Genomic DNA, 18,923 nt, shown 5'->3' on the forward strand with positions numbered 1-18,923 from the left:
TCATAATGGATACCCTTTCGCAAAAAATTCGTGCGGCGGCAAAGGAAGCTGGGTTCGATGCTGTGGGGTTTACCTCTGCATCCGTACCCACCACGCTGCGCGATCGATTAATGCATTTCATTTCGCTTGGGCGTCACGGCACGATGAGCTGGATTGAGGACCGAGCGGACCAGCGCGCGCATCCGCAAACCTTATGGCCAGAGGCAAAAAGCGTAATCATGCTGGGCATGAATTACGGACCTGACAATGATCCGTTTGATGCCATTGCCCGAAAATCAAACGGCACGATATCAGTATACGCACAAAACCGCGACTATCACGACCTAGTGAAAAAACGACTGAAACGTCTCGCGCGACACATTGTCGATGAAACGGGTACAGAGCTTAAAGTGTTTGTCGACACTGCGCCGGTCATGGAGAAACCACTCGCGGCCCGCGCCGGCGTTGGTTGGCAGGGCAAACATACAAACCTCGTCTCGCGTGAATTTGGATCTTGGCTTTTTCTCGGGGCCATTTTCATGGCAATCGACCTGCCTTCAGATACACCAGAAACTGACCATTGCGGATCGTGCCAAAATTGTCTGGATATCTGTCCGACCAACGCCTTTCCGGCCCCTTATCAACTCGATGCACGGCGGTGTATTTCATACCTCACCATTGAACATCCGGGCCCAATCCCCGTCGAATTCCGGAAGCAAATGGGTAATCGGATCTATGGCTGTGATGACTGTCTTGCAGTTTGTCCATGGAACAAGTTTGCCAGTACAGCCTCGCAACAGGCCTTTCACGCCAGAGACGAGCTCAGAAGCCCGGCATTGAAAAAGCTAGTAACACTCGATGATAGTCAATTCCGTGCGCTTTTTTCGGGATCACCTATCAAACGTACGGGGCGCAACAGGTTTATTCGAAATGTCTTGATTGCGATTGGTAACAGCGGCGATTTATCATTGATTGGTCAGGTTCAACAATGCTTGTCTGACGAATGCCCGATTGTACGTGGCGCAGCTATCTGGGCTTTGTCGCAATTGTCGATTGATGAATTTTCAGACGCCAAAAATCAGTTCGCCTCAACAGAAACTGACGCGTCCGTCTTAGCCGAATGGAATGCGAACCCGGTTTAGGCTTCAACCGTCACGTTGACGAGGCCTTTTTCGAAATTGCCATTTTCATCTTCCAGCCAATACATAAACGCATCATTGCCGGTAAAATTCGGATCAGCAATATAACGAACTGTACCGTCTTCATTGATAAAAACCTGCCCATTCGTCGGTGGGCACAATCCATCGATATTGATTTCGCCACCATCCGGATCGTAGTCGTTCGCCAAGACATCAATGTCGATATATCCGCCACTAGACACCGTACCAAAATCGGTTCGCGCTACCGCTGCGGAATTGTCACTCAAATCTAGCACGCCGTTATATTTCGGGACGCCATCGACATCGCTGAAGTCTCGTTCCCACTCTACGAAAATCGAAACCTTGTCGACCGCGCCGGTCACCCGGTCTGCAAAATACTGATCTATCGCGGTTACTTTTGTGCCATCGGGAAGCGTCCAATATCCCTCTTCGACCAGCGCGTTCCGGACCGTGAAATAATCGTGACGAATCGGGTCCCAACTTGGCGAGACAACCGTTTCACCAATTGAATCGGTTTTCGTTCCAGTAACATCAACATATGTATGGTGTTCAGGTGGCGCGATCCAAGTCACATCACCAAGATCGGAATCATAGGAAAGACGCCCCGAAACCAACTGGTCGCCGGTCAAAAATACATCAGAACTATGCGGGTTACTATAATCGGTTGTCGCCCCATCGATATTCACATCGATAAAGACATATGCCCAATCATCATCAAACGGATAATTCAGATTGATTGCATTCCGACTCGCATAGAAACCGGTCGGAAATCCTTCAATATTTGCCCCGTTAATGACCATATCGATCGTATTCGGGCCATACTCAATCCCATATCGCGCAGGGTCTGCTCCACCTGAACCATCAGTCGCAACAACATCAATATCCGCTAAGGTGTAATGGGCGGTATATTGCAGATGGATACCCGTTCGCACTTCCCAAGCAGTAAACTGCTCGATCATAGATCTTACATCATGCTGCTGTTCCGGGCCCGCCTTAATGACCTCAAGCCCAACGCCAACCGCAATCGCTTCATTACCTTGGAATTGAGAAATCACCGGATAGTTGGCAAAGGCTTCGTCAACATAACGAAGGCTCTCCGACCAATCTGCCGTTGACGGATCAACTTTGATTACGCCGCCGCCCCGCGACATCCAGACAAACCCCTCGCCGCCCGGCACGCCAGCGGCAACATTGTCAACCGCATCGACAAGGCGGCCTTGGAACCAAAAGCCTGCACCGGTCCGGCCTAAATCGAAAGCCTGTACGTCCTCGTGCCATTTCGCGCCACCGCCATTGCCGATCGACTTAATGGCGATATTGCCAACCCAACGGCCTATTTCATTGCCTGTTTCAGCGACGAATGCCGCGCCATAAACGTCATAGGCCGCGTTATCCGCTAATATGGCATTGGAATCATGATGGACATAGCCCCATCCTGGCGAGCCCCATACAGAATTACCAACCAACATGGCGGGATCATCCGGATCATCTACGCCAACCCGGTGTAGGTGGAGCGAATACCGCGCTTTGGCATTCGTATCGGATTGCACATTCTCAACATCGGCAATATCCACCGCGCGTACTGATTTATCCGTACGCCCAAGCTCCGAAAATTCTGCGTAGCGGATGTCGATTTTATCAGAATGCATGAGCATGACATGGCCGCGCTGATGCACCGGAAGATCTTCGAAATTCTCTGTCTCGAAGCGAATGTTGCGCGTATAATTTGCGACATACGCCTTCAAATCATCTCGCGGCGAATCATGATCGAATTGTAGTGGTGTATCGAAATAGATTGTATTCCCTTCAATACGCGTAATGACCAGTTCTTCGTCTTCTGTTGTATCATCACGTGGAACTTCTGGTGCCACTTCTTCACTATGAGTAAGATGTGTACCAGTGAGCACCAAGCGATCACCGACTTTCCACCCCTCAGCCGGCGATTCCAAAATTATCGATGTATCTCCGGCCATCGGATCAGTTGCGACTTTTAAGAATGTCGTCTTTTCCGCCCCATGCACTTCAATTTGGCCGTGACTTAAAAGTCCGCGCGATAGCAATTGCGGATCCCATGAAACATCAATAGGTCCATTATCCGCAAACTGAATTACTGTCTCAATGTTCGCTGCGACGGGATTGTCCGCAGTACCAATCGTCAATGTCCCGCTGGGTGCGACGACAAAAGTATCCACTTCCATAAAAGTGTCTTGATCCGTCGCGAAGTCCAGCTGTCCATCTACTCTAACGGTAAATAAGGACGCAGCACTTTGTCCGTCATAATCAACGGATACCCCCTCTGGAATGACAACTTTTGCGCCATTCCCGGGAACCTCTCCACCAGCCCAAGTTGATGGGTCGAACCATGAACCATCCCTAACCGCTACATGCGTCGCCTCGCTAACGGGTACAAGGTTCATCATCGCCATATGTTCGCTGGCCATCGATGGATCATCGGGATGAACATGGCCGCCATCCCCCATTCCTGGCATATCGTGACCGTCGTGGCCGCTATGATCACCTTGATCATGATCGTGGGCGACATGCAGCGATACGCTCGCTTCGCTTATATTGCCCTCGCTATCGCGAATTTCGTATCGGAATGAAGCCATGCCTTCATAACCGGCATCCGGCGTAAACATGATTACACCGTTATGAATCATAACCGTACCATTTGCTGCGCCAAACACGCGAACGAGCTCCGCGCCGCCAGCTGGAAGGTCATCATTTGCTAACAGATCATTAACCGCGATATGGACCGTGGCGTCGACCTCTAAACGAAAATTCTCGTCGTCCCGCGCTTCAATGGAACTTGGTGTGCTTGGTGCCGGGCTACCAACTGATGACGAAGGTGGCGGCGTGGTAGGCGTTACTGGTTCAGGGCCAGGTGCGCTAGCCACCGGATCGCCCTTACCGCCAATAGTAAAACACCCTTCAACCGCAAGAAGCGGCGCAATCATACTCGCCTGAGTTGCCCGTTTTTTAACATTTCGCTTTTTGGAACGCGAGTTCGCCCGGATTGCATTTGGTAATTGGCCGCGCTGTGAAGCTTCGATGAGAGCGCTAAAATCAATTTCGGCACAATCTCTCGAAGAACCAAACTCTATACTCATCTTTGCAATCCCGCAGTTACGCAACACGCGTTTGAATTGCTGCGAGGGTATTCGCGCAGAGCAAAAGCTTAATTTAGTGGATCGATAGAATTGTTCCTAATAGGTACTTTTTTCAGTCTACAGATTTAAATGAATTAGATTTAATATTGCGATTTCACATCAAAAATATTGCAATTGATCCAATTAATAAACCAGCGGTCAACCAATTTGGATCGTACCGTTAACCATTCGGATTGCGTTTACTCTTTATTCAGACCAAACAAATTGGCATCTACGATACCACGTTTGATGAACTGTTGACGGTCGGCTTCTGGGTGCCAATCAAGTTCCTGTTTTGCATAGCCATTTTTAAACGGTGACAACTGCGCACGTGATTTCCAATCACGAAGACTGGGTTTTGTGAGCCCGCTTCGTTTGGCGAGAACCCGCTTGAGCCAATATTTTACGACATCCACCACGTAGTATTGCCAGATTGGTGTCGGCTGCGCGCGCATGGCAACGCCCGATGCTTCGCCCACAGCGTTAAAGTAATCCCGTCCACTAAGCATAGGATCGCCAATCAAATTGAATGACTTACCCAAAGCGTTCTCTGCCTGCATAGAAGCGACCAGACCATCGGCGACATCATCTACAAGGACAAAAGGCATTATATTACGCCCGTCGCCCCACAACTTGCATGCCGTCGCACCGCGCCACATCGCAATACCCCAATGCTGCAAGGGTCCCCCCTTACCAATTACGATGCCGGGACGGACGATGACCAACGGCAATCCCTTGGACTGTTCAAGCTTCTTTAGCTCGGCCTCACAGGCGGCTTTTGAGCGCGCATAGAGGTTTCGCCGTTCGAGGTCTTGATCAAATGGTGTGTCTTCCGTGATCGGTCGGTCGGGCCGTGACGCATCATAGGAATCGATTGTCCCTGTATAAACAAGCCGTCTGACCTTCGCCGCAATACACGCCTCGCCGATCCGGCTCGTAACCGCCACATCGTTTTCTAAATAACCTTCCCATGTCGACTCGGTAGCTTTGGCAAGATGATAAACGCCACTCACCCCATTCATCGCCGATGTCAGATCATCATCTGATTTCAGATTACCAGTAAAAACGGATATGCGGCTATCATTGCGCTCAAACCCACTGCCGCTTCCTCGCGAAAATACGCGCACGTCATACCCCTCATCCGCGAGAGCATGACATAAGGCTCGGCCAATAAAACCAGTGCCGCCTATCACGAGCATGGTTTCGTTTCTAGACGGCTTTGCATCACGGCTTTCGGGCTGCTTTACCGGAATAAATTGCGGCGTGGCAACTTTGGTGGTGTTTTCAATCAGCTCAATCGTTCTCGCCGCTAAATCCGCGGACAAACGATTATCGACTGCATCCCCAGTGGCTAGAGAGGCGTAAAAACTCTCAATGGCCCGGTGAATAGAAAGTCCGTAAGGTGCCAAAGCATTGAGTGATTTAAGTTGCCGAAACGCGTTTCCTAGCCCAGCCACCAAGGACTGTCCCGCCAAAGAGAATTGCCGAGACAGTGGTGCTACAACGATATCATTCAATGATGCGCGCTCTAATCTATAGGTGTCCTCGCCAAAATCGTAATGCGCGACTGCTCCGATCCCCCTAACACGAAGGCTTCGGTTATCATGCCCTTCAACAAGAGAGAGATTAATTGTTACAGCCGCATTATTGGCTTCCCCCGTAACTTGCCATGTCTGATGATGGGTTATCCCGCCTGGAATTTCGATTGGGTTACGAAGCGAAACTTCGACATTCTTCAACTCGCCGAATAGATCGGCGATAAATGAGAATAAGTGCGGCCCCAATTCGAGCAATAAATACTCGGGTTTACGCAGCATCCAAAGGTTAAATGGCCCTGACCGAAGCGGCGTGAGTGGGAATTGCCAATTGATCTCGATCGTATCTATTGGGCCAATAGTGCCGTTTTTAATATCCCGCTTGAGCCGATCATATGACGGCAACATCAGAAAATTATGATTGACACCGAGCGCTACTTTTTTATCCGTAGAAAGACTATGAAGCTCTCTACAATCATCAGCGCTGGTCGCGAATGGTTTTTCAACGAATGCGGCAATGCCAGCATTGAGTATCTGCTCAGTCGCCGCCTTATGATGGTCAGGCGGCGTCAGTACATGAACACAATCAGCCACATTAGCGGCCAACAAATCGTCAAGCGATGTAAAAACATGCGGCGCGCCATATTGATCGGCTAATTGCTGCGCGGCATTTCGTGAGAGGTCACAAACCGCAGTGATTTCTACCCCAGGCAATTTGCGCAATACATTTCCATGCCAACTCGAAATGTAACCCGCTCCAAGAAGTGCGGCTCTAATTGGTTTTTTTTGCATGGTTAACCGATCATTTATATTCAACTATGCCGATTTCTCGGCTCTTCAATTTCTTTATCCGATACTCGATCATTCCTTTCAGATTCGGAAATTTCGAGAGCGTCAAGAACACCGCGGCCAAGGTCGCGTGTTGATTTTTGTTTCCTGCTTTTATCAACCCCTGACGGGTGCGGATAAATGAAAGTGGATAAAGAAGAAAAATTAGGAGGCTCAATCCGCTTGAAAACGGTACGCCAATTAATGCCAATGATGGCAATATCAGCCCCCATAGCCAGGCGCGTCGGCGCTGACCGGCAAAATATCCGTCATGGATTTCACTCAATTGCGCATATGCATGCCCCGCACGCACCATTCTGCGCCACCACTGGGAAAATCGATGGATATCCGCATCATGAAAACACATATCAGTATCAATACGAATGATCAGATAACCAAGCTCTCGAACGCGAATGCAGAAATCATCGTCTTCTGCGGCGATAATCGCCGGATTGAAACCATCGACTTCTTCAAAGGCGCGCGTCCGTACGACAAATATGCCGCCGCAGGCGTCAATCTCGCCGAGGGGACCGTTCCATTCGACTTCACAGAGCCGGTTATAAATTGTCGCGTCGGGATATCGCTCGCGGCAACGGCCAGTAACGATACCAAGATGCGGTGCCGCAATCATTTTTGATAATGCTGCATCGATAAAATCACCGGACAGGACGCAATCGCCATCTATGAACATCACGAATTCAGTATCGGGCCATTTTTCCCGAAGCAGTGCGAAGCCAGCGTTGCGGGCGCGGGATGCGGTAAACGCGATCTCAGCACTCAGTTCAACGACCGCCGCACCGTGTTTCTGGGCGAATTCGACGCTACCGTCCGTCGATCCGGAATCCACATATACAATCCGTGACGACGAACCGATAAGTGATTTCAGGCAAGCTTTAAATCGCTCCCCTTCATTTCTTCCGATTGCGACGATGCCAATTTTGGCTGCATCATTCATTTTCGCGTTCGTCCTCACCGGCATTGTTTCGTGTGGGGGTCCATTGTTTCGCGCTTTGCCGCCCTTTTTCACCAAATACTGCGAGTTTTGAAATCAGAAACTGGAAAACCCCGCCCATTGCCGCAGGCGGCAGCGCTTCGCGCCCAAATCGCAACCAACCGACGAATATCGATCCGGCTGTCAATATTAAAGCCCAAACCGAAAGGAAGAATGGCAAACTCCCCGCGCCCAGTGGCCATGCTATCAATGCAATCGACGCCACGACACATAGAGATGCGACGAATATCGTCAGTGGCGGGATCATTAAATCGAGTGCCGCGCCGACCAATACCGGTTTGGACGAAGCAAGCCCCTCAATTACCGTCGATATACCTTTTCGCGCCGAATACTGTAGTGACCCTATGGACCAGCGTGCTGACTGGCGGGTCAGCGCCTCTTCATCTGACGGGAACTCACTTTCGACAATTGCGTCATGTGCAAGTAAAGGCGGATGGCCGTTACGTGCCAAATCAAAGGTAAGGGACAAATCTTCAACGATTTCGCTGCTGCCAAGATTTACGTCGGAGATTTGGTCCCACGGAACCGCCAACCCGGCTCCGGTGAACCGCGTTACATTAAAAAGTCGCTGTAATCCACGCATACGGACGTTATTGATGAATGACCATGCAAATTCCGCCACCATAAGGCGCGGGCTCGCGCCTTCCGGTGCTTTCATCAAATAGATAGCTTGCGCTGGCCGGTCACTACTCGAAGCCAAGGCAATAATTCTTGCAAGCGCGCCATCTTCGAACAGGCAGTCCGCGTCCATAAACACAACGAAATCTGGTGGCGATGCACGCAAATGGTCAAGCGCGAACTGAAGGGCAAACCCCTTGCCGCGATTATCCTTGTCCGTCCGTTCAATGACATCTGCACCGTGTAATCGCGCGATTTCCGCAGTATTGTCCGTGCAATTATCTGCAACAACTAAAATTGTGTCGTTCTTGGCCGACTGCGCTTTTACATTCTCAAGGGTTGGACCAATCGTAGTCGCTTCGTTATGAGCGGGAATCACAATTGCTGCAGGACCGGGTTCCGCATCGACAGCGTTGGATTTGCCGGGCAATAGAGCGGCCAATGTCTCGAGCGCAAGAAACACCGCAGCCGCGAGGCCGAGAATGGCCAGCCCAAACGCAATGACAAAGATGAGAAAGCTCATGCCGCGTTCCAATCGATTGGCTTTTAATAGCCCGGCGACTTAACGCACCGGTCGTGACCCGCCCAGCCAAAAACGCATTGCGCCCAAACACTGTGGAAAGCGCCCGAAAACTGCACCGAAAGCTCCACTCCACGCCCCAATGCTAAAGACGCCGCGCGCAATAATACTCGCGATTATTTTAGAAATATAAACGGCTGCTCCCAGCGCCAGTATCCCCGCCGCAACCAACGGGGCTGGTGTCAAAGGTGCGAACATTGAAGCGGCGAGCGCTCCTAATCCAGCAGCCATCAAAATTGTCAGCGGAAAAACCCCGCCCCAAAGCACCGACCAAACGGTCGCGCCAACACCGTGACGTTCGGGCGGGTTACCATGCAAAGACATTGCGTAAGCATTATCGAAGCCCAGTCGCAAAGACCGCTGCCACCAGCCCATCTTTGGATTGCGCCTAGCTTCGCGAATGATCATATCTGCATCTAATCGCCAGATATGCGATCCGCGCTTTCGCTGCCGAATGCATAAATCATCCATCTCACAAGCCAGCAAATCGCCCCTGAAACCACCGGCAGCTTCGAAAGCTTCGCAACGAACTAGTGCTGCCTCACCGGCGACGGTGACAATTTCCCCCGGAGATTCGGCTTTTTTCTCTGCCGCTAAGGTCGCAAAATTTGGTCGACGACCATTCCGATTAACAAGCCCTTCAATCACCGCCACCTCAGGCCGGCGGTTCATAAAACGCTCGGCCTGCCGCAGCCAATCCGGGTCGAGAGCACTGTCCGCGTCAATAAATTGGACATAACGAGTATGCGGCGCAATTTTCTTCAATTGCCGATACCCGGCATTCCGCGCGCGTCCTGCGGAAGGTGCGCCTTTGCCGCCCTGCTCTGCAATCACGGCCCCAGATTTTCGCGCGACGCCCATGGCATCCGGCATTTGTCCCATCGGGACAAATACAATTGCCCGGCCATCGCCAACCGAGCGGATCGCGGCTTCGGGGGAAATGCGCGGATCCGTACCAAGCACAACAACACCCGTTATTGCGCTTTCTTCCGTATTAGAGCGGTCACGCACCACGCTTTTGGAGGCTGGATTTTTGACCTCAGATTCAACCCGCTCTTGTGAACTTGCAGCCCTTCGCGCTGGTTCAGGTTGAACTTGCGGCGTTTTCGGTTCGCGAAGATCAGTGACCTGATCTTTTACGTCGCCGAGTGACTTCACCGACATTTTTGCAGTCTTTTGGGTGCCACCTTCAATTGATGACGGAATCTGCACTTCCTTTGGCTCGCTGGTTTCTTTGAGTGCCCGCGCTTCCTCACTCAGGAGGCTGTAATCCGGGTCAGCTTCACCAACAAAGGCATCCGGTCCCTCGCCGTCCTTGTTTTCGATCGGCCCAGCCATCGGTTCATTGGATGCGATTCCAAATACACCATATGACTTTTTATCCCGGATCACATTGCGGATGGTCTCAACGCCAACCACAAGGTCCTCGGCTGAAAACGCATAGACCAAGGCCGTATCGGCAATCACATTAATAACACGCGGTACGCCGCGCGATTGCTCGGCGATAAGGTCGATAGCGCGTTCAGTAAAAATTCGTCGCTTACATCCAGCAATCGATAAACGCGTTTCAATATAGGCGTGGACTTCATCGCGGCTAAGTGGCGTCAGATGGAAATCCGACCCGACCCGTTGCGTCAGCTGTAATAATTCAGGGCGGTTCAATACGTCTTTGAGTTGCGGCTGACCGACAAGGATTAGCTGTAGGAGCTGATCTTTACCCGCATTAATATTGGAGAGCAGCCGCAGCTCCTCAAGCATATCCATCGAGAGATTTTGCGCCTCGTCAATGATAAGAACGATGCGCTTGCCTTTGGCATATTCACTGATGAAAAAATTCTGGAGCTGCGAAAATAACGCGACATGGCCGCCATCCGTAAATGGTTCGCCAAACGCCATTAGCACCCAGCTTAATAAGTCGCCGCGCCCTTCCTGCACATTAGAAAGTAGCGCGACGGTATGTGTGTCAGAGAGCTGATCAAGAAGACGATGAAGTAGTGTCGTCTTTCCACAACCGACCTCACCGGTGATAACAGAAATACCGGCGTGATTGAGCACACCATATTCCAGCATCGCATAGGCAAGGCGATGTGTTCGGCCCCAATACAAAAAAGACGGGTCCGGCTGAATAGAAAACGGCTTCTCCGACAGGCCGAAAAACTGTTCATACATAGGCGATTGCTCTCGATCGGCGATAAGTTCGCCAACACACTCAAGGTCAGCCGGGTTCCTAGTCTGATTACAGTTGCGCTAGAAGGCCTCGGACCTCATTTTCGTACCTAAAGCCCGAACCACCTGCACTCAGCGCGCTTTCGAGGCTGGTCTTAGCAGCTTCTTTATCGCCATTCGCCAATTGCGCCGCACCAAGGTGATAAAGCATCTCGGCATTGTTACCAGCGCCGTCCACGGCCTTGGTTAAATGCTCAACCGCTTTGGCATAATTCCCAGCGCGGTAATTCGCCCAACCGACCGTATCCTGATAATATGGATTTTCGATCTCAGCGATTGCTTCAGAGACTTTCAATGCGCGAGCAATACTCTCAGCATCGGTACGCAGGTCACTTGATAAGCTGACAAAATTATTGGCGATGATTCGGTCTGTCGGCCGCGCCTCAATCAGTTCATCATACAATTCAAGTGCGCCCTCTCGGTTACCCTGATTTAACAAGACATCCGCCTTGAACACACGCAATGCGTCGCTTTCGGGGTTTGCGCGGAGCCCGCGCTCGATCAATGCAGCCGCTTCATCCCGCCGACCATCACCTAAATAGGTCCGATAGAGCAGTTCAAATGCTTCTGCCCGCGAAGGGTCGTGTTCGGTTGCGTCAATGAGCGTTTGCTCATAGGCATCCATGTTTCCTTGTTGAGTATACACCCGCGCCAATAGAATGCGTGCCGTATAATTGTCTTCGTCTGTTTCAAGAATTCGTTCAAGAAGCTCTTTCGCTTCATCCGCACGCTCTTCTTTGACATAGGCAGAAACGAGTGCGGTTAGCGGGCGACTTTTCAGCGGCGCATCCTCGGCCTGAGCCGAAAGCGTATTAATTACACTGTCAAAATCTTGGAGCCCGATATAAGCCGCCGATTTGATGCTCGAAGACAATTCGCCACTATTGCTATAGTTTTCGATCTGCGTCGCGATTTCCTCCGCTCCGCGCCAGTCCTGACGCGATAGGCGAATTGACGCCAATAACTGCAGGTTATCGATATCAGCCGGATGTGAAGCTAAAGAATCTTCAAGAATTTGCTCCGCCCGATCCACATTTTTACGGCGCAACAAGAAACGCGCATAGCGATTAGAGATTTTCGGATCTCGTTTACTCTTATCATAGGCTTTAGCAAGTTCAGACTGCGCGAAGCTAAAATTGTCCTGACGTTCGAACGCAACCGACATCAGCAACATCGCATCATGCGCGTCTGGGTTGTTGTTTAGCGCCGTACGAAGATTAACGATTGCCTCGTCATATTCCTCATTATCGATCTGGAGCGCCGCGAGTTTAATCAAAGCTTCGGTATTGCGATCATCAGCCGCAAGAATTTCATCGATGATCGGTTTTGCTTTATCAATCTCACCTTTCGACAGGTAAGAGGCCGCAACTTTATTCTTTGCACGGAAAGCAATATCCTGATCTTTACTTTCTGCCAGCTTTTTCAGCTGCTCGTCGGATTTACCCTGCTGGCCTTCGCCAATGTAAAAATCCGCGAGCGCAAATTGAAGCTGCGTATTCTCTGGTTCAGCGTCGATATAAGATTTCAACTTAGCTTCAGCCGCGTCAACGCCCTCCGCAACCTTGACGATTCGAATGACATCAAGCTTCGCTTCTAAACTGTCGGGGTTCAACTCGACAATCGCTTCCATCTGCTCACGGGCAGCATCGAATTCTTTGCGCGTGATCAGCTCATTAGCATAAACACGACGGTATGCTGATTGATTTGGGAACAGCTCGATAAGGTCAGCGTAGGCACTGTGCGCTTCCTCATTTCGTCCCAGCGATTTTAATGTGTGAATTCGTAAAAGCTGAAGCATGGCCACTTGCGGGTTTAGCTCCAATGCCTTTTCCAACTCAGCGAGCGCGCCTTCGCGGTCACCTTTCACGGAAAGGTCGGTAACGACAACGGTCACCGCTTCAGCATTCTTCGGATCTTCAGCCAGCACTTCACGGGCGAGATCGACGGCCCCAGCATTGTCACCAATTTTAAGAAGAATGCCGGCCTTCAGGCTTTTTGCATCAGTGCTGTTTGGGTCCAATTCGAGCGCTTTTTCGGCTTTTTCCAGTGCGCTCGTTTCGTCACTGCTGATCAGATAAAGTTTTCCCAACCGGATCTGCGCGTCGATTTGAGTGGGATCAAGCCGAACCGCGCGCTGCAGAAAGCCAAACATTGCTTCGAAATCCTGACGCTGCTCTGCGATCTCTGCGAGTCCCAGCAGCGTTGGGACATGTTCTTCATTATTTTTCAGGGCGTTCTGAAACTGGATATAGGCTTTCGCAAGATCGCCCTCTTCAAGGAATTCAGTACCTTCCTTGGCGTAGCGCTCGGCCTTTTCTTCCGGCGAGGCACAGGCCGACGCCATAGCCAGCGCGGAAACAGCTAACAGCCACGTAGCTGTGCGTTTTTTAGCCGAATTTTTCGCTGCGCTACGCGAACGATTGAATTTGCCTGTCGTCATCTTCCCCTACCTTTGTCGCTGAGATTGCTCGGGTTTGCCACTATTGCATGCCCGATACAACGAAACTCTTAACTTGCTATTTGCTGAACGGGTAATTTGTCCAGTATTTTCAACTCGCTGTCATTTGCCACCGGATACATCATGTTATTGGCGCGCAATAGCGATTGTAACGACCGCTGGACACCCGCAAGCTTCAGAACACAAAAAGACGCCGTTAGGTTCTTCTCGAGCATCAAAAGTTGTCCCAAAAATGCACGGTCTACCGATTTGAGGCTCGAACAATCCAAAATTACGGCATTCGCATTGCCGCTTGCGGAGGCTGTCGCCGCCTGGCGAAAGGCTTCGCGTACCGGACGAAGATTATGACGACCGAGATCACCCGAAAGGTGAATAACGACCTTCCCCGCCGCGTCCTGATCCTTAACGGTCGCAGCACCTTCGCCAGTTACATTTTTAGCTTTGGTCAACTGGCTAGCGAGGTCAGTGAGCGCAATCCGCGCCAAAGCCAGACCGTCATCAAAATAACGACGCCATAAGCTCGGCTCTTCTTTTATGCGCCACAACCACTCTAAGCCGCTTTTCTGAACCCATTCCGGGGCGCGCTGAATGCCGCCAGCGGTGAAATCAACAACGGCCCCCAAATGCGCGGTGACCGGCGCAGCCAACCGATCACGGTTGCGCTCGATCCAAGCCTGCCCTTTTGCGGCACCGAGCGCCACCATGACAAAGTCAGGCTCGGCAGCATTGATTTCGTCGATAATCGCCTCGGAACTCATACTTTCCACGTCGCCAAAACCCGGATTGATCCATCCCACCGCCTCCACACCGCGGTTTTCATTATTTAGTGCATTTGTTGCCTGCTCGGCAGCGCCGTCACGACCTCCAAAGAAAAATACCTTTAGCTTGCGGCCAGAAAATGACGGGCGGCGACGTAGCGCCTCAAAAACATCAGATCCGGCAACCCGCGACGTAACCGGCAAACCTAGCAATTTCGCCATTTTCACGAGTGGCGCGCCATCAATGACGCTCAAATCTGCATTCAAAAGTTCTGACCGAGCCTTCTTGTCTTTGTTCGCACGCACAAGAAAATTGACATTGGGCGTGATGAAAGAGAGGCGCTTTCCACTACGCGATGAGTCGTCAATCATACGCACTGTTTGATCGATATCGGCCACATCAACCGGCAATCCCATCAGGCACCACACATCCCGATCGAAATCATCTCTACGCAACGCCGCAACTTCAGCCGCTGGCGCGCCAAGCCCAGTCTGCGATTGCGCTGGGTTAGAGAATTTATGTGCCGGTTTATCGCTCATGAACTTTTCTTGCCGTTTTATGTTAACGCGTTAACGCTGTTTCAGTTCAGAACTCTTTCGCCGTTAAGGCTATATGGAGTTCAATTTCGAGATGTAATGAGCAAACAATGGGCCAAATTCGCGTGGGACGTGTTTTTAATAAAAAATTTACCCCAAAACTCGCGCAAACAAAGGGGCAGGCATAAAATCCAGACAAACACAGCCGGAGCGGGCCTTCACCACATCGGAACTAAGGTTCTGAATATTTTAAGATATTTACCTTAACGGCATAGTAGAATGATTAATATACCGCGGTGCAAGAATAGTGATTAAAAGCCATTAAGCCTTGAATGCTCTTTACTTATCCCGCCCGGCAATGAATTGATCGACGGCACTAAATTTGCTGTTTGCCAACAAATTCGATGTAACCGCACGGTAGAACGCGGAAATGAAACGGGGCTTCGCTCCAAAAATCAGGAAACAAGACACCACTTATGAGTGACAATTCTTCTGAACAAACCACAGCACCCACCGCAAAGATTGAACTACGCCCGGTCTATCTACTGGTCGCGCTGGGGCTGGTTTATGTTTTTGCTTTCTGGGGCGGGATCGAAAATCTGTTCAAACGCTGGGGCGAACAAGAAGAATTGAGCCACGGATATTTTCTGCCTGTCATTGCGGGTTGGATGTTGTGGTCCCGTCGTGACGCGCTTTTGGGGAGCCTCGGGAAACCGGTCGCATTGGGCATTGCGGGCGTCGCAATTTCCGCGATTGTTCTGATTCTCTCAGAGCTTACCGTCACTTCGCTGATGATATTTCAGCACCTTGCGATGATTTCCATGCTTGGTTCGTTGGCGCTGGCGTTAGGCGGTTGGCGGGTTTTCTGGCTGTCGCTTTTGCCGATTGGCTTTCTTTTGTTCATGGTGCCGCCCCCCTATTGGTTCATCACGGTTCTGTCGCAGCAATTCCAGCTCTGGTCATCACAGCTCGGCGTTTTCATGATTGAGCTACTGGGTATTCCGGTCTTTCTGTCCGGCAATATTATTGATCTGGGCGATTACAAACTACAGGTCGCAGAAGCCTGTAGCGGATTGCGTTATCTTTTCCCGTTCTTAAGCCTAGGTTTCCTCGCGGCTTATCTTTTCAACGCGCCGTTATGGCAGCGGGCAATCGTATTTCTTTCGACAATCCCAATTACGATCGTAATGAACAGTTTCCGCGTTGCTGCAACGGGCCTGCTGGTTCAGCGGTTTGGGCCGGAACACGCGGAAGGTTTCATTCACATGTTTGAAGGCTGGGTCGTCTTTTTGATGTGCCTGGCAATGTTATTCATCGTCATTGCGGCGCTATCCCGCCTCTCCGGCAAAAAGGGATTCACCGAATTGCTCGGCTTGCCTGACATTCCGGCGCAACCTTCTGCGACCAAATGGAGCGCAAAAACCTTCACAATCTTTGGCTCGATTTCGATTGCAATCATCTTGGCCGCAGGTGCGTATGTTCATTTTGGGACATCCAACATCCTCAAGGTCCCCGAGCGTGCATCCTTGGCCGGCCTACCCTATGAATTTGAAGGTTGGTCCAGTGAAGTGCAAAAAGTCGACAATGAGACGCTCGAGGTCCTAGGTGCCGATGACTATATCATCACGAATATGGTCAGCCCCGAGGATGAGCATTTCAATCTGTATGTCGCCTATTTGAACATGCAGCGGCACGGCCATAGCTGGCATTCACCGCGTCAGTGCATCCCCGGTGGCGGATGGCAAATTACCCAGCATGACGTCGTACCGGTCGAAATGCCGGATGGGCAACGCTTCCATTATAACCGCATCATCATCGAAAATCGGGGCGTCAGACAGTTGGTCTATTACTGGTATGATCAACGGGGGCGGAAAATCGCGAATGAATTTGTGATGAAGTTCCTGTTGATTTTCGATGCCGTGAAACTTCGCCGTACTGACGGCGCGATGATCCGGATTATGACGCCAATCGGCCGCCAAGAGATAATTTCCGATGCTGATGAGCGCCTGATGGGCTACATGAAGGAGCTAAATCCAAAACTGCCAGCATATGTACCGCCTGCGGATGTTGAGGTGACGCGGGAATTTGATCCGGACGCATAAGGTAACAAATTGGCGGTGATTTTTATCTAAAACCCCACTGGCTGCCTCATTTATGACCCGATCAAGGGTTAGCAGCCATATAACTTGGGTTTGGCGATATATTGCCGTCAGGGGCGGAAACATTACGGCTCGCTAACGCCGCCTTTAACTTATTGTTCTATGGTCATATTCCGTTCATCCAAACGGTGTGTATTAGGGAATTGAAATGCTCGTTATGGGAGAAATCCCACCAAAAAGGGCTTATAGTAGACGGACAAAAGCGCCGGTAAAGCGTTGAGACGACAGCAGGAACAGGACTGACGGACTATGGGTGACGAGTTTACACTAGAGGATGCGCTGATCATTCTTCAGCGGCGCTTTCTTGCGTTTATCTTACCAGTGATCGTTATCGTCCCGCTGGGCATTCTGACCGTAATGCTGCTGCCAGCAAAATATACGGCGCAAGGAACCATCTTGGTGGAATCCCAGCAGATCCCCACAGACCTTGTCCGCTCAACCATTAACGCCTATGCGCAAGAACGCATCCAAACCATCCGCCAACAGGTTATGACGCGCAACCGGCTATTAGAGGTTGCTGACGAATACAATCTCTTCCCAAAAGAATTAGGCCTGTCAGAGAGTGAGCGGGTCAAGCTGATGCGTCAGCGGCTGAATGTTCAACTCATTACCACAAGCGTCAATCGCGGCAGCCAAGGTGATGGGACCATTGCGTTTACCGTCGCCTATACAGATCGGGAAGCGCGCAAGGCGTTTCTCGTCGCAAACAAATTTATGACCCTGTTTATTGACGAAGATATCCGTGCCCGAACGACGAGCGCGTCAAACACCACTGAATTCTTTGAGCAGGAATCAACGCGGCTGCGCAATGCTGTCGCGGAAATGGAAAATCGGGTTTCCGAATTCAAGGCTAAAAATTCTGATGCGCTTCCGGAACATCTAAATATGCATCTTAATATGCTGGAGCGGGCACGGGACGATTACAGTAACGCGCAAGCCGCGATTACCCAGCTAGAGGAAGAGCGTCGCTTCCTTGAATCGCAATTAATCAGCGGCACCGCCGGTGATAATAGCCTTTCCATGGAATTGACCCGGCTAGAAGCTGAATTGGCACGTCTGCGCGCGACCTATCACGACAGCTATCCTGAGATTGTTGCGAAGCGCGAAGAAATTGCATCAATCCGTCGTCGTATGGCCCCAAGTACTGAAATAAAACGTCTGCGGGAAACATTGGCCGAGAAAGAAGATGCCCTGATCGCGTTAGAGCGTTCGGACGCCCCGGATGAGGAAGCCGTTTCCGCGGCCGAGGCAGAGGTCGAAGCAGCACGCGAAGCCCTCAGCAACCGGATTAGTGACGAAACCCGCAAGGGATCTCCGGACATCACTGGCGTTCAATTGGAAGGCCGGATTGCGGTCATCGAAAATAGAATTCGGATGCTCCATAAAAAATCAGATGAAACTCAAGAGCAGATTATCTCCTTAGAGCAACGCATTGCGAAGACGCCGGAGGTCGAACGCGGTCTTGCCAGCCTCACGCGCGATTACGAAAATCTCTTCACTGAGTATCAGGACGTCTTATCGAAACAGCAATCTGCGCAGCTCGCGGAAAATCTTGAGATCAACAATCGCGCAGAAAAATTCTCGACTTTGGAGCCCCCTCTCCTGCCGGAAAAACCATCAAGTCCTGATCGTCCAAAGCTCATGTTGCTTGCGGTCTTTGCAGCCCTTGGTGCCGGTGGGGTAACCGCCTTCGGTATGGAATTACTTATGTCGCGTATTCGCGGACGCGCCCACATTGCAAATATCATCGGTGGCCAACCAATTGCGGTTATTCCCTATATTCATGGAGAGAAGGAAAAAACCGGACGGCTTCCATTTTCAATTTCATTCGGTCGCAAGGGTAAAAAATCTCGCGGCCGTGGTGGTCCCGGGAATACCCTTCCCGAGGCCGTATAAGAGTAGTGACAACAGGTTTGAAGTAAGG

General features: G+C 50.9%; 10 protein-coding genes. 3 read left to right on the forward strand and 7 right to left on the reverse strand.

The annotated features are described in order from the left end of the window. The first annotated feature begins 5 nt into the window (after window positions 1-5). Entirely contained in the window at window positions 6-1,121 is a 1,116-nt protein-coding gene (gene queG / locus ABFZ83_RS08610; protein WP_411816139.1) for a tRNA epoxyqueuosine(34) reductase QueG, read from the forward strand. Here queG and ABFZ83_RS08615 read toward each other — a convergent pair. The 7 genes from ABFZ83_RS08615 to ABFZ83_RS08645 all read right to left on the reverse strand — a co-directional run bounded on the left by ABFZ83_RS08615 (window position 1,118) and on the right by ABFZ83_RS08645 (window position 14,843). Then, window positions 1,118-4,096 (reverse strand): Ig-like domain-containing protein, encoded by a 2,979-nt coding sequence (locus tag ABFZ83_RS08615; protein ID WP_411816140.1) that lies wholly within the window; start codon window positions 4,094-4,096, stop codon window positions 1,118-1,120. The genes queG and ABFZ83_RS08615 overlap by 4 nt on opposite strands. Before the next feature lie 392 nt (window positions 4,097-4,488). After that, complete coding sequence (locus ABFZ83_RS08620) at window positions 4,489-6,615, reverse strand: NAD-dependent epimerase/dehydratase family protein (RefSeq protein WP_411816141.1); 2,127 nt, start codon at window positions 6,613-6,615, stop codon at window positions 4,489-4,491. Between the two features lie 10 nt (window positions 6,616-6,625). Continuing rightward, the gene (locus ABFZ83_RS08625; protein WP_411816142.1) at window positions 6,626-7,606 is read right to left on the reverse strand and encodes a glycosyltransferase; all 981 of its coding nucleotides are present in this window, start codon (window positions 7,604-7,606) and stop codon (window positions 6,626-6,628) included. Continuing rightward, window positions 7,599-8,804 carry a glycosyltransferase family 2 protein gene (locus ABFZ83_RS08630; RefSeq protein ID WP_411816143.1) on the reverse strand — a complete coding sequence of 402 codons (1,206 nt, stop codon included), beginning with the start codon at window positions 8,802-8,804 and terminating at the stop codon, window positions 7,599-7,601. Before ABFZ83_RS08630 ends, ABFZ83_RS08625 begins: the two co-directional genes overlap by 8 nt. 39 nt (window positions 8,805-8,843) lie before the next feature. Beyond that, on the reverse strand, window positions 8,844-11,030 hold the full coding sequence (locus tag ABFZ83_RS08635; RefSeq protein WP_411816144.1) for an AAA family ATPase: 2,187 nt from the start codon (window positions 11,028-11,030) through the stop codon (window positions 8,844-8,846). A 67-nt stretch (window positions 11,031-11,097) separates the two neighbouring features. Further along, on the reverse strand, window positions 11,098-13,527 hold the full coding sequence (locus tag ABFZ83_RS08640; protein WP_411816145.1) for a tetratricopeptide repeat protein: 2,430 nt from the start codon (window positions 13,525-13,527) through the stop codon (window positions 11,098-11,100). A gap of 68 nt (window positions 13,528-13,595) precedes the next feature. Next, complete coding sequence (locus ABFZ83_RS08645) at window positions 13,596-14,843, reverse strand: WecB/TagA/CpsF family glycosyltransferase (protein WP_411816146.1); 1,248 nt, start codon at window positions 14,841-14,843, stop codon at window positions 13,596-13,598. 473 nt (window positions 14,844-15,316) lie between these two features. On the opposite strand from ABFZ83_RS08645, the gene xrtD reads away from it, so the two are divergent. Both xrtD and ABFZ83_RS08655 read left to right on the forward strand, forming a co-directional pair. Then, window positions 15,317-16,942, forward strand: coding sequence for a VPLPA-CTERM-specific exosortase XrtD (xrtD, locus tag ABFZ83_RS08650; protein ID WP_411816147.1), 1,626 nt, complete (start codon window positions 15,317-15,319; stop codon window positions 16,940-16,942). A gap of 306 nt (window positions 16,943-17,248) precedes the next feature. Beyond that, a complete protein-coding gene (locus ABFZ83_RS08655) occupies window positions 17,249-18,895 on the forward strand; it encodes a GumC family protein (protein WP_411816148.1) in 1,647 nt (548 codons plus the stop codon). Window positions 18,896-18,923 lie beyond the last annotated feature (28 nt).

It is taken from the genome of Hyphococcus formosus, assembly GCF_046736345.1.
Taxonomy (GTDB): Bacteria; Pseudomonadota; Alphaproteobacteria; order Caulobacterales; family Parvularculaceae; genus Hyphococcus; species Hyphococcus formosus.